16 protein-coding genes, 3 rRNA genes and 1 riboswitch are annotated in these 24,634 nt (G+C 67.9%); of the genes, 17 read left to right on the top strand and 2 right to left on the bottom strand.

The annotated features are described in order from the left end of the window. Positions 1-3 precede the first annotated feature (3 nt). Positions 4-97: riboswitch (TPP riboswitch) on the top strand. The 8 genes from thiM to argH all read left to right on the top strand — a co-directional run bounded on the left by thiM (position 88) and on the right by argH (position 10,064). Next, on the top strand, positions 88-936 hold the full coding sequence (gene thiM, locus KZC57_RS04400; RefSeq protein ID WP_247641125.1) for a hydroxyethylthiazole kinase: 849 nt from the start codon (positions 88-90) through the stop codon (positions 934-936). It overlaps the preceding riboswitch by 10 nt. Further along, on the top strand, positions 933-3,080 hold the full coding sequence (locus tag KZC57_RS04395) for a bifunctional hydroxymethylpyrimidine kinase/phosphomethylpyrimidine kinase (RefSeq protein ID WP_247641124.1): 2,148 nt from the start codon (positions 933-935) through the stop codon (positions 3,078-3,080). The genes thiM and KZC57_RS04395 overlap by 4 nt, the downstream gene beginning before the upstream one ends. A gap of 239 nt (positions 3,081-3,319) precedes the next feature. Then, positions 3,320-4,441, top strand: a complete 1,122-nt coding sequence (locus KZC57_RS04390) for an N-acetyl-gamma-glutamyl-phosphate reductase (protein ID WP_247641123.1) — start codon at positions 3,320-3,322, stop codon at positions 4,439-4,441. Continuing rightward, positions 4,438-5,595, top strand: a complete 1,158-nt coding sequence (argJ, locus tag KZC57_RS04385; RefSeq protein WP_105950140.1) for a bifunctional glutamate N-acetyltransferase/amino-acid acetyltransferase ArgJ — start codon at positions 4,438-4,440, stop codon at positions 5,593-5,595. Before KZC57_RS04390 ends, argJ begins: the two co-directional genes overlap by 4 nt. Continuing rightward, positions 5,592-6,509 (top strand): acetylglutamate kinase, encoded by a 918-nt coding sequence (gene argB / locus KZC57_RS04380; RefSeq protein WP_025105262.1) that lies wholly within the window; start codon positions 5,592-5,594, stop codon positions 6,507-6,509. Before argJ ends, argB begins: the two co-directional genes overlap by 4 nt. Continuing rightward, on the top strand, positions 6,506-7,711 hold the full coding sequence (locus KZC57_RS04375) for an acetylornithine transaminase (protein WP_247641122.1): 1,206 nt from the start codon (positions 6,506-6,508) through the stop codon (positions 7,709-7,711). Before argB ends, KZC57_RS04375 begins: the two co-directional genes overlap by 4 nt. After that, entirely contained in the window at positions 7,708-8,637 is a 930-nt protein-coding gene (argF, locus tag KZC57_RS04370; RefSeq protein ID WP_025105260.1) for an ornithine carbamoyltransferase, read from the top strand. Before KZC57_RS04375 ends, argF begins: the two co-directional genes overlap by 4 nt. Further along, positions 8,637-10,064 (top strand): argininosuccinate lyase, encoded by a 1,428-nt coding sequence (gene argH, locus KZC57_RS04365; protein WP_083370882.1) that lies wholly within the window; start codon positions 8,637-8,639, stop codon positions 10,062-10,064. The genes argF and argH overlap by 1 nt, the downstream gene beginning before the upstream one ends. Positions 10,065-10,086: 22 nt before the next feature. Here the strand turns inward: argH and KZC57_RS04360 are convergent, their stop codons facing one another. Then, positions 10,087-10,671 carry a DUF1349 domain-containing protein gene (locus KZC57_RS04360; protein ID WP_247641121.1) on the bottom strand — a complete coding sequence of 195 codons (585 nt, stop codon included), beginning with the start codon at positions 10,669-10,671 and terminating at the stop codon, positions 10,087-10,089. Between the two features lie 59 nt (positions 10,672-10,730). Between KZC57_RS04360 and KZC57_RS04355 the strand changes: the two genes are divergently transcribed. The 4 genes from KZC57_RS04355 to KZC57_RS04340 are packed head-to-tail and all read left to right on the top strand — an operon-like array spanning position 10,731 to position 14,348. After that, entirely contained in the window at positions 10,731-11,375 is a 645-nt protein-coding gene (locus KZC57_RS04355) for a SatD family protein (protein WP_060923434.1), read from the top strand. Then, complete coding sequence (locus tag KZC57_RS04350) at positions 11,372-12,169, top strand: hypothetical protein (protein ID WP_247641120.1); 798 nt, start codon at positions 11,372-11,374, stop codon at positions 12,167-12,169. The genes KZC57_RS04355 and KZC57_RS04350 overlap by 4 nt, the downstream gene beginning before the upstream one ends. Before the next feature lie 52 nt (positions 12,170-12,221). Then, positions 12,222-13,523: a tyrosine--tRNA ligase gene (tyrS, locus tag KZC57_RS04345; protein WP_105950136.1), complete on the top strand. Its 1,302-nt coding sequence runs from the start codon at positions 12,222-12,224 to the stop codon at positions 13,521-13,523. A 12-nt stretch (positions 13,524-13,535) separates the two neighbouring features. Then, positions 13,536-14,348, top strand: coding sequence for a DUF4184 family protein (locus KZC57_RS04340; protein ID WP_247641119.1), 813 nt, complete (start codon positions 13,536-13,538; stop codon positions 14,346-14,348). Positions 14,349-14,387: 39 nt separating this feature from the next. On the opposite strand, the gene KZC57_RS04335 is transcribed toward KZC57_RS04340, so the two are convergent. After that, positions 14,388-15,722: a CoA transferase gene (locus KZC57_RS04335; RefSeq protein ID WP_247641118.1), complete on the bottom strand. Its 1,335-nt coding sequence runs from the start codon at positions 15,720-15,722 to the stop codon at positions 14,388-14,390. Positions 15,723-16,316: 594 nt separating this feature from the next. On the opposite strand from KZC57_RS04335, the gene KZC57_RS04330 reads away from it, so the two are divergent. From KZC57_RS04330 to KZC57_RS04310, 5 genes are all read left to right on the top strand, one after another. Continuing rightward, positions 16,317-17,841: ribosomal RNA gene (locus KZC57_RS04330) — 16S ribosomal RNA — on the top strand. Between the two features lie 413 nt (positions 17,842-18,254). Next, positions 18,255-21,357, top strand: a 23S ribosomal RNA gene (locus tag KZC57_RS04325). A 111-nt stretch (positions 21,358-21,468) separates the two neighbouring features. After that, positions 21,469-21,585, top strand: a 5S ribosomal RNA gene (rrf, locus tag KZC57_RS04320). The 16S, 23S and 5S rRNA genes sit together here, the layout of an rRNA operon. 75 nt (positions 21,586-21,660) lie before the next feature. Further along, positions 21,661-23,562, top strand: a complete 1,902-nt coding sequence (locus KZC57_RS04315) for a primosomal protein (protein WP_247641117.1) — start codon at positions 21,661-21,663, stop codon at positions 23,560-23,562. After that, a complete protein-coding gene (locus KZC57_RS04310) occupies positions 23,563-24,612 on the top strand; it encodes an HAD-IIA family hydrolase (RefSeq protein ID WP_217585081.1) in 1,050 nt (349 codons plus the stop codon). Positions 24,613-24,634 lie beyond the last annotated feature (22 nt).

Below are 24,634 nucleotides of genomic sequence, written 5' to 3'. Positions count from 1 at the left end.
CGAGGCAGTGACACGGGGTGCCGCATCCGCGGCTGAGATCACACCCGTCGAACCTGATCTAGTTCGTACTAGCGAAGGGATGTCGCAATGAGCGATCCTGTGCGTCCGCAATCCGTCCTCGACCTCGCCGCCACGGCGGGAAGGCTGCGGGAGGAGGTCCGGGCTGCGCCGCCGTTGACGCACTGCGTCACGAACGCCGTCGTGACGGGCTTCACCGCCAACGTGCTGCTGGCGCTCGGGGCGGCGCCGGCCATGGTCGACATCGTCGGCGAGGCCGAGCCGTTCGCCGCTGCCGCCTCGGGGCTCCTCGTCAATCTCGGGACGCCGACCCCGGAGCAGCGGGAGGCGAGCAGGGAGGCCGTGGCCGGAGCGCGCGCCGCCGGCACGCCGTGGGTGCTCGATCCCGTCGCGATCGGCACCCTCCCGGTGCGGACGGCGCTGGCCCACGAGCTGGTCGCGCTGCGCCCGACCGCCATCCGCGGCAACGCGTCGGAGATCCTCGCGCTGGCCGGACACAGCAGCGGAGGCCGCGGTGTCGACGCGACGGACGGGACCGAGGCGGCGGCCGCGGCGGCGCGGGAGCTCGCCGTCCGGCACGGTTCCGTGGTCGCCGTCTCCGGCCCGGTCGATCTCCTCACCGACGGGGAGCGCGTGATCCGCATCGCGAATGGGCACGAGCTGCTCACGCGGGTGACCGGCGGCGGCTGCGCGTTGGGCGCGGTGATGGCGGCCTTCCTCGGGGCGGCCCGCGGTACCGAGACCGACGCGCGGACGGCGGTGGCCGCGGCGACCCTCGTCTACACGGTCGCGGCCGAGCAGGCGGCGGAGACCTCCCGCGGACCGGGCAGCTTCGCCGTCGGACTGCTCGACGCCCTGTCCGCCGTGACCCCGGCGGATCTCCAGGCCCGCGCCCGCGTTGAGGAGGAGGCCCGATGACCGTCGACCTGTCCCTCTACCTCGTCACCGATCGGTCGCTGTGCGGTGCTCGTGGGGTGGTCGAGACCGTCCGCGAGGCCGTGGCGGGTGGGGTCCGCATCGTGCAGCTCCGCGACAAGGAGGCGACGGACGAGGAGACGGTCGACCAGCTCCTCGCCCTGTCCGTGGCCATCGACGGTCGCGCGCTGCTCGTCGTGAACGATCGCCTCGACGCCGCCGTCGAGGCCCGTCGCCGCGGTGCCAGGGTGGACGGGGTGCACCTCGGCCAGGCGGATGCCTCGGTGCTCCGCGCGCGCGAACTTCTCGGCCCGGAGGCGCTGATCGGGCTCACGGCGAACACCGCTGCCCATCTCGATGCCGTGAACGCGCTTCCGCCGGGGACGGTCGACTACCTCGGCGTCGGCGTGGTCCGGCCCACGCGCACGAAGCCCGACCATCCGGACCCGCTCGGCATCGACGGCTTCGCCGCGTTCGCCGCGCGCAGTGCGCTGCCGTGCGTCGCCATCGGCGGGGTGGACCTCGACGACACGGCGGCGCTGCGCGCGGCCGGTGCGGCCGGGATCGCGGTGGTCTCGGCGCTGTGCGCGGCAGAGGATCCCCGGGCCGCCGCCGCGGCCTTCCGTCGGCGGTGGCTCGGGCGGGCGGTGCCGCACGTGCTCAGCATCGCCGGCAGCGATCCGTCCGGCGGCGCGGGCATCCAGGCCGACCTCAAGGCGATCGCCGCGCACGGGGGCTACGGCATGGCCGCCCTCACGGCCCTGACCGCCCAGAACACGCAGGGCGTCCGCGCCGTGCACGTTCCGCCCGCGGACTTCCTGCGGGCGCAGCTCGACGCCGTCGGCGACGACATCCGCATCGACGCCGTGAAGATCGGCATGCTCGCGGACGTCGAGGTGATCCGGACGGTCGCCGCGTGGCTCCGGGCGACGCAGCCCCCGATCGTCGTGCTCGACCCGGTCATGATCGCCACCTCGGGGGACCGGCTGCTCCAGCCCGACGCGGAGCTGGAGCTCCGGGATCTGCTGTCCCTGGCGACCGTGGTCACCCCGAACCTCGCGGAGCTGGCGGTGCTCGTCGGTCGCGAGGTGGCGGACTGGGCGGACGCGCTCGCCGCGGCGCGAGAGCTGTCGGCCGATACGGGGACCGCGGTGCTGGTGAAGGGCGGGCATCTGCCCGGGGACGAGGCGCCGGACGCCCTGATCGACACGGCAGCCGGTACGCACGCGGAGTTCCCCGGGCCGCGCATCCGGACGGAGAACACCCACGGCACCGGCTGCTCGCTGTCCGCGGCTCTGGCCACACGACTGGCGAGGGGCGACGATCCGGCGACGGCGGTCCGCGCCGCGCGCGCCTGGTTGCGGGAGTCCCTCCGGGCGGCGGACGACCTGGACGTCGGGCGAGGACACGGCCCGATCCATCATCTGGCGGGACTCTGGGCCCGCGGCGGGGCCGAGACCCGGCCGACACCGGAGGAGGTCGCCGCGGCCTGGTGGCATGAGACCGCCGCGATCCGCCGCGACATCGACGCGCTGCCCTTCGTGCGCGCGCTCGCCGAGGGGACTCTCGACCGCGACGCCTTCGTCTTCTACCTCGCGCAGGATGCCCTCTACCTCCGCGAGTACGCGCGGGTGCTCGCGGAGGCGTCGCGTCTCGCTCCGACCCCCGACGAGCAGGCGTTCTGGGCGGAGGCCGCGCACGGCGCGATCCGCGGCGAGCTGGAGCTGCACGCGGCATGGCTGACCCCGGAGACCGGGGTGAGCGCCGCGACCTTCGCCACCGAACCCGCCCCGGCCACGGTCGCCTACCTCGACCACCTGCGCGCCGTCGCCTTCGGTGGGGACTACGCCACGGTGATCGCGGCCGTGCTGCCGTGCTTCTGGCTCTACACCGACCTGGGCGAGCGGCTCCATGCCGGAGCGTTCGGCGCGGCGCCCCGTGACCCCCGGCATCCCTACGCATCGTGGCTGGCGACCTATGCGGATCCGGCTTTCGCGGCGGCCACCCGGCAGGCCGTCGCGCATGTCGCCGCCGCGGCTGCGAGGGCCGACGACACCGGCCGGGAGCGGATGCGGCGCGCTTTCCTCACGTCGAGCGCGCACGAACGCGCCTTCTTCGCCGCGCCGTCTGCTCCCGCCGTCGTGTGACGCCCCGGATTTGCGGTGCCGAACGCGCCCGCGCTATCGTCGCCGCATGCCTTCGGTCGCCACCGCTCCTTCGACGCTCGTCCCGAGCGTCATCGCCGTGCGCCGACGTCGCGGCCGCCGATTCTAGGCGACCCCGCCCTTCTGCCTGCGTCCGCGCGGCGGTCGAGTGCCGGTGTCGCCGCCTCCGGCCCCGCCCCCGGTCCCGAGATCGTCGAGGACCCGACCGTTAAGGTAGAAGCATGACGTATTCCGTCGCCGTCTCCGGCGCCTCCGGCTACGCAGGCGGCGAGATCCTGCGCCTCCTGGCCGCTCACCCCGACGTCGAGATCCGCACCGTCACGGCGCACTCGAACGCCGGACAGCCTCTCGTCGCCCATCAGCCGCACCTCCGCTCGCTCGCCCACCTCACGCTGCAGGACACCACGCCGGAAGTCCTCGCCGGACACGACATCGTGTTCCTGGCCCTTCCGCACGGCCAGTCCGGGCAGTACACGGACGCCCTCGGCGACACCCCGCTGGTGATCGACGCGGGAGCCGACCACCGGCTCACGTCGTCCGCGGAGTGGGACGCGTTCTACGGCGGGGCGTTCCACGAGCCGTGGACCTACGGCGTGCCCGAGCTCCTCGTCGGAGGGGGCAAGCAACGGGACGCGCTCCGCAGCGCGACCCGGGTCGCCGCGCCTGGGTGCAACGCCTCCACGGTGAGCCTGAGCCTCGCCCCCGGTGTCGCGGCCGGCGTGATCGACCCGGGCGACATCGTCTCCGTCCTGGCCGTCGGCCCGTCCGGGGCGGGCAAGAGCCTGAAGACGAACCTCCTCGCCAGCGAGATCCTCGGCTCCGCGAACCCCTATGCCGTCGGCGGCACGCACCGCCACATCCCGGAGATCCGACAGGCGCTCGCTGCCGCCAGCCCTTCGACAGGCTCAGGGACCCAGGGAGCACGGACCCAGGGAGCAGGGACCCAGGGAGCAGGGACCCAGGGAGCAGGGACCCAGGACATCCGGATCTCGTTCACTCCGGTGCTCGTGCCGATGTCGCGCGGCATCCTCGCCACGTCCACGGCGCCGATCGTCGAGGGTGTGAGCGACGCCGAGATCCGTCAGGCGTGGGAGAGCGCCTACGGCGACGAGACCTTCGTCCAGCTGCTGCCGGAGGGGACCTTCCCGCGCACCGCCGACGTGCTCGGAGCGAACACGGCCCTCCTCGGCCTCGCGATCGACCGCGCCGCGAACCGCGTGACCGTGGTCACCGCCGTCGACAACCTCGTCAAGGGCACCGCCGGAGCTGCCGTCCAGTCCATGAACATCGCGCTGGGGCTTCCCGAGACCCGCGCCCTCTCAGTGAACGGAGTCGCCCCGTGAGCGTCACCGCCCCCGCAGGATTCGAGGCGGCCGGGGTCGCCGCCGGACTCAAGTCCACCGGCAAGCCCGATGTCGCCGTCGTGGTCAACCGCGGCCCCCGCAAGGTCGGCGCCGCCGTCTTCACGAGCAACCGCGCCAAGGCCAACCCCATCATCTGGTCGCAGCAGGCCGTCGCGGACCGCGTGGTCGAGGCCGTCGTCCTCAACTCCGGCGGTGCGAACTGCTTCACCGGCAGCTTCGGGTTCCAGACCACGCATCAGACCGCGGAGAAGGCGGCCGAGCTGCTCGGCATCAGTGCGGGTGACGTGCTCGTCTGCTCCACGGGACTCATCGGGACGGGGGATGCGGTCTTCCGCGAGAAGGTCCTCGCGGGCACCGCGCAGGCGATCACCGAGCTGACCGCGGACGGAGGGGAGAGCGCCGCGCACGCCATCATGACCACGGACACCGTCGCGAAGACCGCTGTGGTGACCCGCGACGGCTGGACGATCGGCGGCATGGCGAAGGGCGCGGGCATGCTCGCCCCTGGTCTGGCGACGATGCTCGTGGTGCTCACCACCGACGCCGTGCTCGAACCGCTCCAGGCCGACGAGGCGCTGCGTCGGGCGACGGGACGCACGTTCGACCGCCTCGACTCCGACGGCTGCATGTCGACCAACGACCAGGTGACGCTGCTCGCCAACGGCGCCTCCGAGGTCGTCCCCGACCTCGACGACTTCGCCGAGGCGCTCACCGCGCTCTGCCAGGAGCTCGCGGTCAAGCTGCAGGGCGACGCGGAGGGCGCGAGCCACGACATCACGATCGAGGTGCAGCACGCCGTCTCCGAGCAGGACGCCGTCGAGGTCGGCCGCTCGGTCGCCCGCAACAACCTGTTCAAGGCCGCCATCTTCGGCAACGACCCGAACTGGGGCCGCGTCCTCGCGGCGATCGGCACGACGGCCGCGCAGTTCGACCCCTACGACGTCGACGTGTGGATGAACGGCGTCCGCGTCTGCACCGCCGGCGGGCCGGACCGCCCCCGCGAGGAGGTCGACCTGACCCCGCGGGCCACGCACCTGATGATCGACCTCAAGGTCGGAGAGGCCACCGCCACGGTGCTGACGAACGACCTCACCCACGACTACGTGCACGAGAACAGCGCCTACGCCTCATGACCGACATCCAGGACACCACGCCGGACATCGCGGCGCAGAAGGCGACCACCCTCATCGAGTCGCTGCCGTGGCTGAAGAAGTTCCGCGACCAGATCGTCGTCGTCAAGTACGGCGGGAACGCCATGGTCTCGGACGAGCTGCAGGAGGCCTTCGCCCAGGACATCGCGTACCTCCGCTACGTCGGTGTGCAGCCCGTGGTCGTGCACGGCGGCGGGCCGCAGATCTCCGACATGCTGCAGCGGCTGGAGATCCCCAGCGAGTTCAAGGGCGGGTACCGCGTCACCAACACCGAGGCCATCGGCGTCGTGCGGATGGTCCTCACCGGCCAGGTGAACCCGCAGCTCGTCTCGAAGATCAACTCGCACGGCCCCATCGCCACCGGGCTCAGCGGCGAGGATGCCGGGCTCTTCGGCGGCCGCCGTCGCGGTGTGATGATCGACGGCGAGGAGGTGGACCTCGGCCGCGTGGGCGACGTGGTCCAGGTCGACCCGACGCCGGTGCTCGACCATCTCGCCGCAGGGCGGATCCCGGTCGTGTCGAGCATCGCGCCCGACCTCGACCACCCGGGGCAGTCGCTCAACGTCAACGCGGATGCCGCGGCCGCCGCGCTCGCCGTGGCCCTCGGCGCGCGCAAGCTCGTCATCCTCACCGACGTGCCGGGGCTGTACGCCGACTGGCCCAACCGGGACTCGCTCGTGTCGCACCTGACGTCGGACGCGCTCGTCGAGATGCTTCCGCGCCTCGAGTCGGGGATGATCCCGAAGATGCGCGCATGCCTCGATGCGGTCGAGGGCGGCGTCGACGCGGCGGCGATCATCGACGGACGGGTGCCGCACTCGGTGCTCGTCGAACTGTTCACCAGCAAGGGAATCGGGACCGAAGTGGTCCTGGGAGAGAAAGGGGCGACGGCATGACCGTCTGGCAGGACGACGCGGCACGTGATCTCGTGCTCAACGCGGGGGAGCGCCTCGCGCTGCTGACCCGCGGTGAGGGCTCGTACCTGTGGGACGCCGAAGACCGACGCTATCTCGACTTCCTCGCCGGCATCGCGGTGACCTCCCTCGGGCACGCGCACCCGGTGTTCGTCGAGGCGGTGTCCCGGCAGGCCGCCACCCTCGCGCACGTCTCCAACTACTTCGCGACTCCGCCGCAGCTCGCGCTCGCCGCCCGGCTCAAGCGCCTCGCCGGCGCGGGGATCGACGGTCGCGTGTTCTTCTCGAACTCCGGAGCCGAGGCCAACGAGGCCGCGTTCAAGCTCGCCCGGCTGCACGGCGGCGCGGAGCGCCCGCGCATCCTCGCACTGGAGAACGGCTTCCACGGCCGGACGATGGGCTCGCTCGCGCTCACGGCCAAGGAGTCGATGCGCGCGCCGTTCGCTCCGATGCCCGGAGGCGTGGAGCACATCCCGTCCACGATCGAAGCGCTGGAGGCCGCGATGGACGACCGGGTCGCCGCCGTCATCGTGGAGCCGATCCAGGGTGAAGCCGGCGTCGTCGAGCTGCCCGAGGGCTACCTCGCCGCGGCACGCTCGCTGACCCTCGCGCACGGCGCCCTGCTCATCGTCGACGAGATCCAGACGGGCGCGGGCCGGACCGGCGCCTGGTTCGGATTCAGCCACGAGGGCATCACGCCCGACGCCATCACGCTCGCGAAGGGCATCGGCGGCGGATTCCCGATCGGCGCCCTCGTCACCTACGGGCCCGCGAGCGCCCTGTTCACACCCGGTTCGCACGGCTCTACGTTCGGCGGCAACCCGCTCGCGACGGCCGTGGCGGACGCGGTGCTGGCCGAGATCGAGCGCGCCGACCTCGTCGACAACGCCGCGCGCCGTGGCGCCGAGCTGCGGGACATCATCCTCGGCATCGACTCCCCGCTGGTCGGCGGCGTCCGCGGCCGTGGACTCCTCGTGGGCGTCGCGCTCACGCAGCCCGTGGCGGGTGCGGTGGTCGCCGCCGCGCAGGACCGCGGTCTCATCGTCAACGCCGCCAACCCCGAGACCGTGCGCGTCGCGCCGGCTCTCACCATCGGCGACACGGAGCTGGCGGAGTTCCGCGAGCTGTTCGCCGCCGCTCTCTCCGACGTCCACACCTCCGCCACCGGAAAGGTCCCCGCATGACCCGCCACCTGCTGCGCGACGACGATCTGACGCCCGCCGAGCAGGCGGAGATCCTCGATCTCGCGCTCGAGCTCAAGAAGGATCGCTGGGCCGACAAGAGCCTCGCCGGCCCGCAGACCGTCGCCGTGATCTTCGACAAGTCGTCCACCCGGACGCGCGTCTCGTTCGCCGTCGGTATCGCCGACCTCGGCGGCACGCCGCTCATCATCTCCACGGCGAGCAGCCAGCTCGGCGGGAAGGAGACGCCGTCCGACACGGCCCGCGTGCTCGAGCGCCAGGTCGCCGCGATCGTGTGGCGGACCTACGCGCAGTCGGGCCTGGAGGAGATGGCCGCCGGCACCCGGGTCCCCGTGATCAATGCGCTGTCCGACGACTTCCACCCCTGCCAGCTCCTCGCCGACCTGCTCACGATCCGTGAGCACAAGGGCGACCTCAAGGGCCTCACGCTGACGTTCTTCGGCGACGGCCAGAGCAACATGGCGCACTCCTACGCGCTCGCGGGCGTCACGGCCGGCATGCACGTGCGCATCGCCTCGCCGGAGGACTACGCGCCGCGCGCCGACGTGATCGAAGCGGCCGACCGCCGCGCCGGGGAGACCGGCGGATCGATCACGCTCTTCACCGACCCGGTCGAGGCGGCCGCCGGTGCCGACGTCGTCGTCACCGACACCTGGGTGTCGATGGGCAAGGAGGAGGAGAAGCTCGCGCGGATCCGCGACCTCGGCGGCTACAAGGTCACACCGGAGACGATGGAGCTCGCGCACGACGACGCGATCTTCATCCACTGCCTCCCCGCCGACCGCGGCTACGAGGTGGACTCCGCGGTCATCGACGGTCCGCAGAGCGTGGTCTGGGACGAGGCGGAGAACCGCCTGCACGCCCAGAAGGCCCTGCTGGTCTGGCTCCTCGGGAAGAAGGACGCGTGATGGCCGGCTCGCACGAAGGCACCAACGAGGGCGCGCTCTGGGGCGCGCGGTTCGCCACCGGTCCGTCGCCGGAGCTCGTCGAGCTGAGCCGGTCGACACACTTCGACTGGATCCTGGCGCCGTACGACATCGCGGGTTCCCACGCCCATGCCACGGCGCTGGCCGCCGCGGGGTACCTGGAGCCGGATGAGGCCGCCCGGATGCACGAGGGCCTCGACGCCGTCGCGCGCAAGGTCGCCGACGGCTCCCTGCAGCCGCTGCCCACCGACGAGGACGTGCACGGCGCGCTCGAGCAGGCGCTGATCGCCGAGCTGGGTCCGGAGCTGGGCGGACGCCTCCGCGCCGGCCGCAGCCGGAACGACCAGATCGCCACGCTCGTGCGGATGTACCTGATCGACCACGCCCGGGTGATCGCGCGCGACCTGCTGCGCGTGATCGATGCGCTCGTGGCGCAGGCGGAGGCGCATCCCGACGCGATCCTGCCCGGCCGCACGCACCTGCAGCACGCACAGCCGGTGCTGCTCGCCCATCACCTCCAGGCCCACGCCTGGCCGCTGGTGCGCGAGCTCGAACGCCTCGTCGACTGGCGTCGTCGCGCCGGTGTCTCGCCGTACGGCGGGGGAGCGCTCGCGGGGTCGACCCTGGGCCTGGATCCCGCGCTCGTCGCGACCGAACTGGGTCTCGACCGCCCCGCGGAGAACTCCCTCGACGGCACCGCCGCGCGGGACGTCGTGGCGGAGTTCGCGTTCATCGCGGCGATGACGGGGGTCGACCTCTCCCGCCTGTCCGAGGAGATCATCCTCTGGAACACGCGGGAGTTCGGCTTCGTCACCCTCGACGACGGCTACTCCACGGGATCCAGCATCATGCCGCAGAAGAAGAACCCGGACATCGCCGAGCTCGCGCGCGGCAAGTCCGGGCGTCTCATCGGCAACTTGTCCGGTCTCCTGGCAACGCTCAAGGGCCTGCCCCTCGCGTACAACCGCGATCTGCAGGAGGACAAGGAGCCGGTGTTCGACTCGGTGCAGACGCTCGAGGTCGTGCTGCCGGCGTTCGCCGGGATGATCGCGACGCTGCGTTTCCACACGGAGCGGATGGCCGAGCTCGCTCCCCAGGGGTTCTCCCTGGCGACGGATGTCGCCGAGTGGCTGGTGAAGCGGCGCGTGCCGTTCCGCGATGCCCATGAGATCTCCGGCGCGCTCGTCCGTGCCTGCGAGGAGCAGGGGATCGGGCTGGAGGACGCCTCCGATGAGCTGCTGCTGTCGGTGTCTCCGCACCTCGTCCCCGAGGTCCGGGAGGTGCTCACGATCGAGGGCTCCGTCGCGTCGCGCACGGGCGTCGGCGGCACCGCTCCGGAGCGGGTGGCCGAGCAGCGCGCGGAGCTCGTCGCGCGCGCGCAGGCCGCCGCGCACGCGCTCGGCCTGTAGCCGGTCCGGCGGCGGCCGCGCCTCAGTGCAGGTCGCCGTCGGCGGCCGACCGCTCCCACCGGGTGAACCGGACGGTCAGACCCGCCCGGGTCGGGGCGGCGAGGAACGGTCCGGCGGAGACGGCCGCGTCGCCGGCGAAGGGGGCCACCCTCACCAATCGCCACGGTCCGTCGTCCGCGCGGGCGCGAACGATCATCGCGTCCTCCCAACGACTGACCCGGACTGTGATCTCGCTCTCGCGCCAGTCGTCGACGTAGCCGACCGACCAGTCCGACCGCCCGGCGGTCACGACGGCGCCGAGACCGAGGTGGCCGTCCGCGAACTCGACTCCCGCTTTGATCCAGTGCTCGTCGTCAGCACGCACGAAGAGACCCGCTTGATCGAACTGGCCCTCCCAGGGGGCTGTGAAGGCGACCTCGATCGCCTCCCCGACGGCGAGCGGGGCGAGCAGCGCGTGTTCTGAGTCATGGACGAATCCGTAGGCGGTGTGACGCCAGGCGTCGCTGCCCTCGATCGCGGTGGCGTCGAGATGCCCGTCGATCCGGGTCAGCGCGGGGGAGTGCGTCCAGGTGCCATCGCTCCATTCGATGATGCGTGAATCAGGCATATTTCCCATCTATAGCCCTATAAGGCATAAACTCTGAATATTCGTGTTACGGTTATGGCATGGTCATCGCCGTGATCGCCGACATCGTGGGTTCCCGAGAACTCGGAGACCGGAGCGCCGCACAGCGCGCGCTGGACGAGACCATCGCTCAGGTCGAGCGGGACCGCCCGCTGGCGGTCCAGCCGCTCACGCCCACGGTAGGGGACGAGCAGCAAGGCGTCTACCGTGCACTGCCCGACGCGCTCCTGTCCCTTCTCATGATCCAGCTCCGGCTTCCGGAGGGGCTCGCCTTCCGCTTCGGGATCGGCGTCGGCGAGGTCCGATCCGTCGCCTCGGTGCATCGCGACCTGGCCGACGGCCCCGGCTGGTATGCCGCGCGCGCCGCGATCGAGATCGTGCATGCCCGCGAGCAGCGCGCCGTGCCGAGGACGCGCACCTGGATTGTCGGCGCCCCGGGTCAGGATGAGGTCATGGAGAACGTGATCGCCGCGTCCAACGCCTACGTCCTCGCGCGCGACGAGCTCGTGGGGGCGATGAGCGAGCGCGAGCGTCACCTCACATACGGGCGTCTGGTCGGCCGGTCCCAGCAGGAGCTCGCCGCGCAGGAGGGCATCTCGCAGCCCAGCGTGTCCAAGTCGCTGCGGAGTGCGGGAGCCGCCGCTCTCATCGAAGGAGTGGCCGCGCTCCGGGGGGAGTCCGCATGATCCTCGCGGGCTTCGTCCTCCTCGCCGTCGGCGCGACCGACCTCGTCCGGCAGTTCGTGCCGCGACGGTGGGTCGGGTACGTCGTCGCCGCGGCCGTGATCCTCCTCCTCGGCATCGGCGGAGACGCGCTGCTGCCCGCGCTCCTGGGGCTCGGCGCCGGAGCGCTGTGGATCTGGAGCATGCCGGACGCGGGGTCCACGCGCGCCGGGTTCTGGCCCGCGGTCGCGCTGGCCGCGCTCAGCATCGGCACCGTGGTCTGGGGCGGAGCCCGGGACACCGCGGGCCTCATCGGCGAGATGTGGACTCTCCGCTCACCCTTCGGCGAGGTCCCGTTCGACCTCGTCGTGCTCGCGCTCGGGGCCGGGGTCTTCCTGCTCGAATCCGCCAACCTCGTCGTCCGCGCTGCTCTCGACGGCGAGCACACCTGGCGCCCGGCCGAGGTCTCGGTTCCGGTGCCTCCGTCCGACGCGTCGTCGGCCCCCGTCTCCGCCGCGGCGCACGTCGGCGAGACCCCCGCGGTGTCCGCTGTCATCCCGGCCGATCCCCGCCACGGTTTCAAGGGCGGACGACTCATCGGCCCGCTGGAGCGTGTGCTCGTGATGATCCTCACGCTCGCCGCGGCGTACCCGGTGCTCGCGGCCATGCTCGCCGCCAAGGGCATCGTGCGCTTCCCGGAGATCTCCCGCGACGGGGAGACCGGCGCGCGTGCCGAGTACTTCCTCGTCGGCAGCCTCGTGAGCTGGGTCATCGGCCTCGGCGCCGCGTTCCTCGTCTGGTGGGCGGCGCACAGCTGACACCCCCGCCGGCGACGCAGCGGGACGGTCGCGCGCTGCTAGCCTGGAGCGCGTGTCAACTCCCGCTCTGACGACCGCGCCGCAGGCGATCGACCCCACGTTCGAGAACGTGTGGGACGAGATCGTATGGCGTGGCCTCGTCCACGTGTCCACCGACCAGGAGGCGCTGCGCGCCCTGCTCGCGGGAGCCCCCGTCACGTATTACTGCGGCTTCGACCCGACGGCGCCCAGCCTGCACCTCGGCCACCTCGTCCAGCTGCTCCTGCTCCGCCGTCTTCAGCTCGCCGGGCACAAGCCGCTCGGCCTCGTCGGCGGCTCCACCGGCCTGATCGGCGACCCGCGACCCACCGCGGAGCGCACGCTCAACACCCGGGAGACGGTGGCGGAATGGGTCGATCGCCTGCGCGGACAGGTCGAGCGGTACCTCAGCTTCGAGGGCGACAACGCCGCCCGCATGGTGAACAACCTCGACTGGACGGCGCCGCTCTCCGCGATCGACTTCCTGCGGGAGATCGGCAAGCACTACCGCGTCGGCACGATGCTGAAGAAGGACGCGGTGGCTGCGCGCCTGAACTCCGACGCCGGGATCAGCTACACCGAGTTCAGCTACCAGATCCTCCAAGGCCTGGACTTCCTCGAGCTCTACCGCCAATACGACTGTGTCCTGCAGACGGGCGGGTCCGATCAGTGGGGCAACCTCACCAGCGGCACCGACCTCATCCACCGGGTCGAAGGGGTGTCCGTCCACGCGATCGGCACGCCGCTGATCACCAACAGCGACGGCACGAAGTTCGGCAAGAGCGAGGGCAACGCGATCTGGATCGACGCGGACCTCACGAGCCCCTACGCGTTCTACCAGTTCTGGCTCAGCACGGCCGATGCCGATGTGATCGAACGCCTCAAGGTGTTCACGTTCCTGACCAGGGCCGAGATCGAGGAGTACGCCGAGCTCGTCGCCACGGAGCCGTTCCGCCGCGCCGCCCAGAAGCGCCTCGCGCTCGAGGTCGTCGCGACGGTGCACGGCGTGGAGGCGACGGCGGCCGTGATCGCGGCGTCCGAGGCGCTGTTCGGTCAGGGCGACCTGACCACTCTCGACGCGGCGACCCTGCGCACGGCCTTGGACGAGCTCCCGCACGCGACGGTCGCCGCCGGTACCCCGGTCGTCGACGCGCTCGTCGCGACCGGGCTGGTGTCGAGTCTGTCGGAGGCGCGTCGCGCCATCGCACAGGGTGGCGTCTCCCTCGACGGCGAGCGGGTGGAGGACGACACCGCGATCGTGCAGGGCACACTTCCCGGCGGCGTCTCGGTGCTCCGTCGCGGGAAGAAGACGCTCGCCGGCGTCTTCCTCGGCTGACCCCGGCCGCGTATGCCGTTCACCCCGAGTCACGCGATCGTCGCGCTGCCGTTCGTGCGCACGCCGCTCATCCCCGCGGCGATCGCGATCGGAGCGATGACGCCGGACATCTCGCTGTTCCTGCGGAACGTCGGGCTCAACTACGGGTTCCTGCACGATCCCGTCAACGTCGTGTGGACGTCGTTGCTCGCGCTGGTGCTGTTCCTGCTGTGGCGAGTCCTGCTGCGCCCGGCGACCCTCGAACTGCTTCCGGGATGGGTGACCGTGCGGTTGCCCGCCGGGTGGGGCGCGAGCGGACTCCGGGCGGCGGTGGAAGCCCTGAGCCGTGACGACCGCTCGCGGTACCGTGCCGCGCGACCGCTGTATCCGTTCCTGCTCGTGCTCTCGGCGATGCTGGGGGTGCTCTCGCACATCCTCTGGGATGCGTTCACGCACGAGTCGCGGTGGGGTGTCGATCTGGTGCCCGCGCTCGCGAACTCCTGGGGTCCGTTCGACGGCTACAAGTGGCTGCAGTACGCCTCGAGCGTCCTCGGTCTGCTCGGTCTCGCGATCTGGGCCGCGCTGTGGCTGCGGCGTGCGACCCCGCGAGAGGATGCGCCGCGGGTACTTCCGCCGTTCGTGCGGGTCGCGTGGTGGCTCTCGCTTCCGGTGATCCTCGTGGTCGCGTGGGTCGGTGGACTGCTGGCGTTCGGTCCGCTCTCCGCCGACTTCACCGTGCAGCATCTCGCGTATCGGGTGCTGCCGCCCGCCTGTGCGGTGTGGGGCCTGCTCACCCTGGTCCTCTGCGTGGTCCTCGCCGTGCGACGGCCGCGCCACACCGTCTGATCCCGCTTCCCGGAGGCCTCCCGCACCAGGGAGTCCCCCTCACCAGCGCGGTGCGTCCGAACCCCAGGCATGCGGGGCGGCGAAGGTCAGCCCAGGGAGCGCCGGTGCCGCCGTCACGACCGGCGTCCCGTCCACGTCGAATCGCGAGAGATGCGCCGAGGCATCGATCTCCGGCGCGCGCACGACGTCGGTCGTGCGCGGCATCCCCAGCAGTTCGGCGGCGACGCGGCGCAGCGAGGTGCGCACGATGCGCGAGCGCCCGTCGCGCGAACGGAGCAGCCGGGTGAGTGCGGCGGCGAGGAGATACCCGGTGCTGTGATCCAGCGCCTGGGCGGGGAGGGCGCCCGGCCGTCCGTCCTCGCCCTCGATCATCGCGATGCCGCTCTCCGCCTGGACGAGGCTGTCGAAACCGGCGCGCTCGGGGTGATCAGTGCCCCAGGCGCTCAGTTGCGCGACGAGGAGACCCGGGTGCTGCTCGACCAGAGCGTCGGGGGAGAGGCCGAGCCGGTCCAGCGAGGCGGGCCGATATCCGAGCACGACCGCATCCGCCGACTGCAGGAGGCCGTGCAGCTCGGAGGATCGGGCGTCGAGACGAGCCGTGCGCTTGCCATGGCCGGTGTCGAGGTGCTGCCACGGGAGCTCGGGGAGGTGCGGTGGGTCGAGACGCAGCACATCGGCGCCGAGGAGAGCGAGCGTCCGTGTGCACACCGGCCCCGCGATCACTCGCGTGAGGTCCAGGACACGGAGGCCGGCGAGGGGCAGGTGCGCCGAGGGGCCGGGGGACGGGCTCCGTCGCTCACTCCGCCGTCCGTCCGCCGCGTCGATGGATGCTACGTCGAGGAGGGGAGTGCTCCGCAGGGCATGATCGACGTCCGGGTCCTCACGGCGCACGGCGACGGCGAGACCACCGGCTTCGGAGATCCGGTCGACGGCCGCGTCGCTCGACAGAGCCGCCACCCTGCGGGCGACCGCCTTCGGACCCGCCGCGTCGGTCAGGCCGAGCGCGCGGCGAAGCGCGCGCGCATGGTGCGGGTAGTTGCCGTGCGTTCGGATCCAGCCGTCTGCGCTCTCCCAGAATCCGGAGAGGGGCGCCCACACCGGCGGCGGAGCACCGTCGACCAGCAGATACCGATCGCTCCGATAGGCGACGGCGACTCGACGGGGATCGATGGCCGCCGGGTCGAGTCCTGCGGCGAGCACGACCGACGCCACGCTGGCGAGAGCGAGCTCCGCGGTCGCGGTGCGGGACGGGAGCGGCACGGCATCCAGGGCGCTGACCGCGGCGAGCAGATGCGCAGGCAGGGAGTCTGCGCCCAGCTCCCGCTGGACACGGCCCAGCAGGTCGGCAGCGTGAGGAGAAGCGTGCGGGGGCATGGGCGCGATGCTACTCCCCACCGATGCGGTCGGAAACGACGGCTGACCCGGGCGAATCCGCTCGAGCAGCAGACGCGACACGCCCGGGGTGGTGCGCCCGATTTGCCAGACCCCCGGAATCCACGTAACTTATTACTTGTTCGCCCCACAGGGAAGCGGAGAAGCCCAGAGCTTCACCCCCCTCAAGCGGAGAACCACTCCCGATCCACTCTCACTTGAGAGATCCGGCGCTTGCGCCTAGGATGGGAGATCCACCCCTTCTGCGGCTGTCACCGGCTGCGCAGCGGATCCAAGATCCGCGCGGCGCGCCGATTTGACAAGCGGGTCGGGATGGCTAAGATAGAGAAGTTGCCCTGCGGGCCTGGTCGTGATGGCTGAGTCGTGGGAGCATCCGATCCTTGAGAACTCAACAGCGTGCACTTGTCAAATGCCAAATTATCCTCGTCTAGCTTCGGCTGGGTGAGAATTCCTTTGGATCAAAGACCAACCTCCTTGTGGGGTTGGCAACGGATGAAGTCAGCAATGAATTCGTCTCTTTGGTCAGCATCAAACTCGCTGCGTTCCGGTTTTTCCCCGGTTCGTATGCAATTTCTTTTTACGGAGAGTTTGATCCTGGCTCAGGATGAACGCTGGCGGCGTGCTTAACACATGCAAGTCGAACGGTGAACACGGAGCTTGCTCTGTGGGATCAGTGGCGAACGGGTGAGTAACACGTGAGCAACCTGCCCCTGACTCTGGGATAAGCGCTGGAAACGGCGTCTAATACTGGATATGTGACGTGACCGCATGGTCTGCGTTTGGAAAGATTTTTCGGTTGGGGATGGGCTCGCGGCCTATCAGCTTGTTGGTGAGGTAATGGCTCACCAAGGCGTCGACGGGTAGCCGGCCTGAGAGGGTGACCGGCCACACTGGGACTGAGACACGGCCCAGACTCCTACGGGAGGCAGCAGTGGGGAATATTGCACAATGGGCGAAAGCCTGATGCAGCAACGCCGCGTGAGGGATGACGGCCTTCGGGTTGTAAACCTCTTTTAGCAGGGAAGAAGCGAAAGTGACGGTACCTGCAGAAAAAGCGCCGGCTAACTACGTGCCAGCAGCCGCGGTAATACGTAGGGCGCAAGCGTTATCCGGAATTATTGGGCGTAAAGAGCTCGTAGGCGGTTTGTCGCGTCTGCTGTGAAATCCCGAGGCTCAACCTCGGGCCTGCAGTGGGTACGGGCAGACTAGAGTGCGGTAGGGGAGATTGGAATTCCTGGTGTAGCGGTGGAATGCGCAGATATCAGGAGGAACACCGATGGCGAAGGCAGATCTCTGGGCCGTAACTGACGCTGAGGAGCGAAAGGGTGGGGAGCAAACAGGCTTAGATACCCTGGTAGTCCACCCCGTAAACGTTGGGAACTAGTTGTGGGGTCCATTCCACGGATTCCGTGACGCAGCTAACGCATTAAGTTCCCCGCCTGGGGAGTACGGCCGCAAGGCTAAAACTCAAAGGAATTGACGGGGACCCGCACAAGCGGCGGAGCATGCGGATTAATTCGATGCAACGCGAAGAACCTTACCAAGGCTTGACATATACGAGAACGGGCCAGAAATGGTCAACTCTTTGGACACTCGTAAACAGGTGGTGCATGGTTGTCGTCAGCTCGTGTCGTGAGATGTTGGGTTAAGTCCCGCAACGAGCGCAACCCTCGTTCTATGTTGCCAGCACGTAATGGTGGGAACTCATGGGATACTGCCGGGGTCAACTCGGAGGAAGGTGGGGATGACGTCAAATCATCATGCCCCTTATGTCTTGGGCTTCACGCATGCTACAATGGCCGGTACAAAGGGCTGCAATACCGTGAGGTGGAGCGAATCCCAAAAAGCCGGTCCCAGTTCGGATTGAGGTCTGCAACTCGACCTCATGAAGTCGGAGTCGCTAGTAATCGCAGATCAGCAACGCTGCGGTGAATACGTTCCCGGGTCTTGTACACACCGCCCGTCAAGTCATGAAAGTCGGTAACACCTGAAGCCGGTGGCCTAACCCTTGTGGAGGGAGCTGTCGAAGGTGGGATCGGTAATTAGGACTAAGTCGTAACAAGGTAGCCGTACCGGAAGGTGCGGCTGGATCACCTCCTTTCTAAGGAGCATCTGACGCTTCGGCGTCCAGAACCCGGTTCGAAGGCACACGTTCTTCGCTGGGAGCTCATGGGTGGAACATTTGACATGGCATCGAGATCTGATCTCGGGACTAGTACGCCGCTTCGGTGGTTGGAACGTTCTGGGTGAGGGGACCGGTGCCTGCACGCTGTTGGGTCCTGAGGGACCGGATGCGGATCTTTCGGGATCTGGTCTGAACCTCTGGACCTCTTTCTGTTTGTCCCTGTGGGGGCAGGTGGATGGGGGTTCCGCCCGTACTTTGAGAACTACACAGTGGACGCGAGCATCTTGCAACTGGTCTTTGATCAGTTGCGCAAGATGATCTTAAAGATCATTAGTCAATTTCTGATTCAGTCTTCGGACTGGTCGGGTTTTTGATTCAAACTCATGTGATTTCAAGTCTTTAAGAGCAAACGGTGGATGCCTTGGCATCTGGAGCCGAAGAAGGACGTAGCAATCTGCGATAAGCCTCGGGGAACTGATAAGCAAGTTTTGATCCGAGGGTGTCCGAATGGGGAAACCCCGCTGGGCGGCGTGCCGACCTAGTGACTCCCGCCTGAATATATAGGGCGGGTAGAGGGAACGTGGGGAAGTGAAACATCTCAGTACCCACAGGAAGAGAAAGCAACCGCGATTCCGTTAGTAGTGGCGAGCGAAACCGGATCAGGCTAAACCGAGTGTGTGTGATATCCGGCAGGAGTTGCATATTCGGGGTTGTGGGACTCACCAGTCAGTTCTGCCGAGCTGGCGACGTTACAGAAGCGTATAGACGAACGGTCTTGAAAGGCCGGTCATAGAGGGTGCCAACCCCGTAGTCGAAATGCGTGTTCTGGCGTGGAGAGTATCCCAAGTAGCACGGGGCCCGTGAAATCCCGTGTGAATCTGTCAGGACCACCTGATAAGCCTAAATACTCCCAGATGACCGATAGCGGACAAGTACCGTGAGGGAAAGGTGAAAAGTACCCCGGGAGGGGAGTGAAATAGTACCTGAAACCGTTTGCTTACAAACCGTTGGAGCACCCCTGGTAGGTGTGACAGCGTGCCTTTTGAAGAATGAGCCTGCGAGTTAGCGATATGTGGCGAGGTTAACCCGTGTGGGGTAGCCGTAGCGAAAGCGAGTCTGAATAGGGCGATTCAGTCGCATGTCCTAGACCCGAAGCGAAGTGATCTATCCATGGCCAGGTTGAAGCGACGGTAAGACGTCGTGGAGGACCGAACCCACTTAGGTTGAAAACTGAGGGGATGAGCTGTGGATAGGGGTGAAAGGCCAATCAAACTTCGTGATAGCTGGTTCTCTCCGAAATGCATTTAGGTGCAGCGTTGCGTGTTTCTTGCCGGAGGTAGAGCTACTGGATGGCCGATGGGCCCTACAAGGTTACTGACGTCAGCCAAACTCCGAATGCCGGTAAGTGAGAGCGCAGCAGTGAGACTGTGGGGGATAAGCTTCATAGTCGAGAGGGAAACAACCCAGACCACCAACTAAGGTCCCAAAGCGCGTGCTAAGTGGGAAAGGATGTGGAGTTGCTCTGACAACCAGGAGGTTGGCTTAGAAGCAGCCACCCTTGAAAGAGTGCGTAATAGCTCACTGGTCAAGTGATTCCGCGCCGACAATGTAACGGGGCTCAAGCACGCCACCGAAGTTGTGGCATTGACATTATTGGTAGGCCTTCGTGGTCCAGCCGTGTTGATGGGTAGGAGAGCGTCGTGTGGCCAGCGAAGCGGCGGTGGAAACCAGCCGTGGAGGCTACACGAGTGAGAATGCAGGCATGAGTAGCGAATGACGTGTGAGAAACACGTCCTCCGAAAGACCAAGGGTTCCAGGGTCAAGCTAATCTTCCCTGGGTAAGTCGGGACCTAAGGCGAGGCCGACAGGCGTAGTCGATGGACAACGGGTTGATATTCCCGTACCGGCGAAGAACCGCCCAAGCTAATCCAGTGGTGCTAAACGTCCGAGCCTTCACATCGTCGCCTTCGGGTGACACCGTGGAGGGGAGCACGTGACCCCATGCTGGTGCGGTTAGCGTATTAACAGGTGTGACGCAGGAAGGTAGTCCAAGCCAGGCGATGGTTGTCCTGGTGCAAGTGCGTAGGCCGAGTCGTAGGCAAATCCGCGACTCATACAGGCTGAGACACGATGCGGATAAAAAGTGGATGATCCTATGCTGCCGAGAAAAGCATCGACGCGAGGTTCTAGCCGCCCGTACCCCAAACCGACTCAGGTGGTCAGGTAGAGAATACCAAGGAGATCGAGAGAATCGTGGTTAAGGAACTCGGCAAAATGCCCCCGTAACTTCGGGAGAAGGGGGGCCTTCGACGTATTAGGACTTGCTCCGAAAGCGTTTGGAGGCCGCAGAGACTAGTGGGTAGCGACTGTTTACTAAAAACACAGGTCCGTGCCAAGTCGCAAGACGATGTATACGGACTGACGCCTGCCCGGTGCTGGAAGGTTAAGAGGACCGGTTAGCCGCAAGGCGAAGCTGAGAATTTAAGCCCCAGTAAACGGCGGTGGTAACTATAACCATCCTAAGGTAGCGAAATTCCTTGTCGGGTAAGTTCCGACCTGCACGAATGGCGTAACGACTTCCCAACTGTCTCAACCGCGAACTCGGCGAAATTGCATTACGAGTAAAGATGCTCGTTACGCGCAGCAGGACGGAAAGACCCCGTGACCTTTACTACAGCTTGGTATTGGTGTTCGGTGTGGCTTGTGTAGGATAGGTGGGAGACTTTGAAGCGGTGACGCCAGTTACCGTGGAGTCATTGTTGAAATACCACTCTGGTCACTCTGGATATCTAACTTCGAACCGTAATCCGGTTCAGGGACAGTGCCTGGTGGGTAGTTTAACTGGGGCGGTTGCCTCCCAAAAAGTAACGGAGGCGCCCAAAGGTTCCCTCAACCTGGTTGGCAATCAGGTGGCGAGTGTAAGTGCACAAGGGAGCTTGACTGTGAGACTGACAGGTCGAGCAGGGACGAAAGTCGGGACTAGTGATCCGGCAGTGGCTTGTGGAAGCGCTGTCGCTCAACGGATAAAAGGTACCTCGGGGATAACAGGCTGATCTTGCCCAAGAGTCCATATCGACGGCATGGTTTGGCACCTCGATGTCGGCTCGTCGCATCCTGGGGCTGGAGTAGGTCCCAAGGGTTGGGCTGTTCGCCCATTAAAGCGGTACGCGAGCTGGGTTTAGAACGTCGTGAGACAGTTCGGTCCCTATCCGCTGCGCGCGTAGGAAGTTTGAGAGGATCTGACCCTAGTACGAGAGGACCGGGTTGGACGAACCTCTGGTGTGTCAGTTGTTCCGCCAGGAGCACCGCTGATTAGCTACGTTCGGGATGGATAACCGCTGAAAGCATCTAAGCGGGAAGCCGGCCTCAAGATGAGACTTCCATACCTTCGGGTGAGAGGCTCCCAGCCAGACTACTGGGTTGATAGGCCAGATGTGGAAGCACGGTAACGTGTGCAGCTGACTGGTACTAATAAGCCGATGACTTGATAACACACCGTTTGTTGGTGCTTGCGTCCACTGAGTGGTTCTCGATGTACGGTCGAGAACTACCTTCAACAATGATTCATCATTGCTTTAGGTTTGATTGAAACATCAATAGTGTTTCGGCGGCCATAGCGTGAGGGAAACGCCCGGTCACATTCCGAACCCGGAAGCTAAGCCTCACAGCGCCGATGGTACTGCAGGGGGGACCCTGTGGGAGAGTAGGACACCGCCGGACTCCTTTTAGTCGAAATGGCCACCCATCGTTGGGTGGCCATTTTGCGTTTACAGCACGAAGAGAACAGGGAGCACCATGCCGGAAGAGGAAGAGCGCCGTCCGCGTCGCAACGACGACAGGAACCAGCGCAACGAACGTCCTTCCGGAGGTCGCCCCGTCTACCGCGACGGCGCATCTCGTGCCGGCTCGGGTGACCGCGCCCCGCGTCGCGAGGGCGGCTACAACCGTGATGGTGCCCCTCGTCGTGAGGGTGGCTACAACCGCGACGGTGGTGCCCCGCGTCGTGAGGGCGGCTACAACCGCGACGGTGGTGCCCCCCGTCGCGAGGGCGGCTACAACAACCGCGATGGTGCCGCTCGTCGCGAGGGTGGTTACAACCGTGACGGTGGTGCCCCTCGTCGTGAGGGTGGCTACAACAACCGCGACAGCGCTCCGCGTCGCGAGGGTGGTTACAACCGTGACTCCGGCCCGCGTCGTGAGGGCGGCTACAACCGCGATGGTGGTGCCCCCCGTCGCGACGGTGGCTACAACAACCGTGATGATGCCCCTCGTCGTGAGGGTGGCTATAACCGCGACGGTGGTGCCACGCGTCGTGAGGGCGGCTACAACCGCGATGGTGGTGCCCCTCGTCGTGAGGGTGGCTACAACAACCGCGACAGCGCTCCGCGTCGCGAGGGTGGTTACAACCGCGACAGCGCTCCGCGTCGCGAAGGTGGTTACAACCGTGACTCGGGCCCGCGTCGTGAGGGTGGCTACAACCGTGATGGTGGTGCCCCGCGTCGCGAGGGTGGTTACAACCGCGACTCCGGCCCGCGTCGCGAAGGTGGTTACAACCGCGACTCCGGCCCGCGTCGTGAGGGTGGTCACAACCGCGACAGCGCTCCGCGTCGCGAAGGCGGCTACAACCGGGACTCCGGCCCCCGCCGTGAGGGTGGTTACAACCGTGACTCCGCTCCGCGTCGCGAGGGCGGGTTCGAGCGTGAGCGGGGGAGTGACCGGTCGCGGTCCTTCCCGCAGCGCGGCGGGGCTGGGCGGGAGCGTCCGGCCAACGCAGCGAACGAGCGTCCGCGCTTCGACGAGCCCCGCGTCCCGGACGAGGTCACCGCGCGCGACCTGCATCCGTCCGCGCGCAACGAGCTGAAGACGCTGAGCAAGGAGAACGCCGAGTTCGTCGCTCGTCACCTGGCGATGGCCTCCCGGCTGATCGACGAGGACCCCGCTCTGGCGCACGAGCATGCGCTGGCGGCGTCGCGTCGTGCCGGCCGGATCGCGATCGTCCGCGAGACCCTGGGCATCACCGCCTATGCGACGGGCGACTTCGCCTTGGCGCTGCGCGAGCTGCGTACCTACCGCCGGATCTCCGGCAAGGATGACCAGATCGCCCTCATGGTCGACAGCGAGCGCGGTATCGGTCGTCCCGACCGCGCCCTCGAGACGGGTCGGGCCGTGGATCGGTCAGCTCTGACCACGCCCGTGCGAGTCGCGCTGGCGATCGCGATGTCGGGTGCCCGGCTCGACCAGGGCGATCTGGAGCTCGCCCTCGGAGAGCTCGAGATCCCGGAGCTGGACCCGGACCGCGCGTTCGAGTGGAGCCCCGCGCTCTTCGCCGCACGGGCCGCCGTGCTGGAGGACCTCGGGCGCACCGACGAAGCGGAGTTCTGGGCGCATCGCGCCGAGGTCGCTGCGGAAGCTCTCGGTGTGGATGAGGCCGGCGACGAGGAACTCTACGTCGAGGACGGCCTCGTCGAGGACGAGTTCTCCGACGACGAGCTCTCCGTCGAGGACGTTGCTTCTGTCGAGGACGTCGCCGGCGACGCAACGGAAGCCGACGTCGCTACGGACGCCACCGACGCGGTCGACACCCCCGAGCCGTCGATCGAGGACGAGGTGCGCGAGCTGCTCGGCGAGGACGACGAGACGGATGACGACGAGACGGAGGACGACTCGCCCTCCGCGCCTGAGAAGCCGGAGGCGTAGGTGGGACTCTTCACACCGAAGGCGCGGAAGCAACCCGCGGGACACACGCCCCTCGAGGGCGTCGACACCGTCCTCGCTGATCTCGACGGCGTGGTCTACGCGGGTCCCGGCGCTCTGCCGCATGCGGTGGAGAGCCTGAACGCGGCGGCGCACACGGTGCGCCTCGGCTACATCACCAACAACGCCTCGCGCACCGACGCCTCCGTGGCGGCGCACCTCACGAGTCTCGGACTCGACGTCGCTCCGCAGGACGTCGTGACGAGCCCGCAGGCGGCGATGCGTCTGCTGTCCGGGATCGTGCCGGCGCCGGCGACCATCCTCGTGGTGGGCGGCGACGGCCTCGTCGACGAGGTGCAGAAGGCCGGGTACACGGTCACGCGCAGCGCCGAGGACGCGCCGCAGGCCGTGGTCCAGGGCTTCGCGCCCGAGGTGGCTTGGACGGATCTCGCCGAGGCGGCGTTCGCTCTCAAGGTCCCCGAGGACGAGGGCGGCATCCCGTGGATCGCCACGAACACCGACTGGACGATCCCGCGCGAGCGGGGTGTCGCCCCGGGGAACGGCACCCTCGTCTCCGCCGTGCACACCGCGATCGGTCGCCTGGCGACGGTGGCGGGCAAGCCGGAGACCCCGATCTTCGAGGAGGCGCTCGCCCGTTTCGGCGCGGCGAAGGCGCTCTTCATCGGTGACCGCCTCGACACCGACATCATGGGTGCCAGCCGTGCGGGCATCGAGTCCGCCCTGGTGCTCACCGGCATCGACCGCCCCAAGCACGTCCTCGCCGCGCCCGAAGGATCGCGCCCGACCTACATCCTCGGCGACCTGCGCGGACTGCACGAGCCGTACCCCGAGCCCACCGTGACCGACGGCGTGTTCGACGTGAACGGCGCCGCCGTCCGCGTCCGGGGCGCAGACGTCGAGATCGTCGCCGAGTCCGGCGACCAGCTCGACCTGCTCCGTGCGGGTGCCGCCGCGATCTGGGCGTCCGGGACGCCGGTGTTCGTCCTCCGGGTTCCGGAACGGCTGTACGCGGACCCGTTCCACCGCCCCTGAGCCACGCGTGGCGCCGCCGCCC

It is taken from the genome of Microbacterium sp. KSW4-4 (assembly GCF_023091185.1).
GTDB classification, from domain to species: Bacteria; Actinomycetota; Actinomycetes; order Actinomycetales; family Microbacteriaceae; genus Microbacterium; species Microbacterium paraoxydans.
The sequence above is the reverse complement of the archived record's forward strand: the minus strand, read 5'-3'. Positions and strand labels throughout refer to the sequence as shown.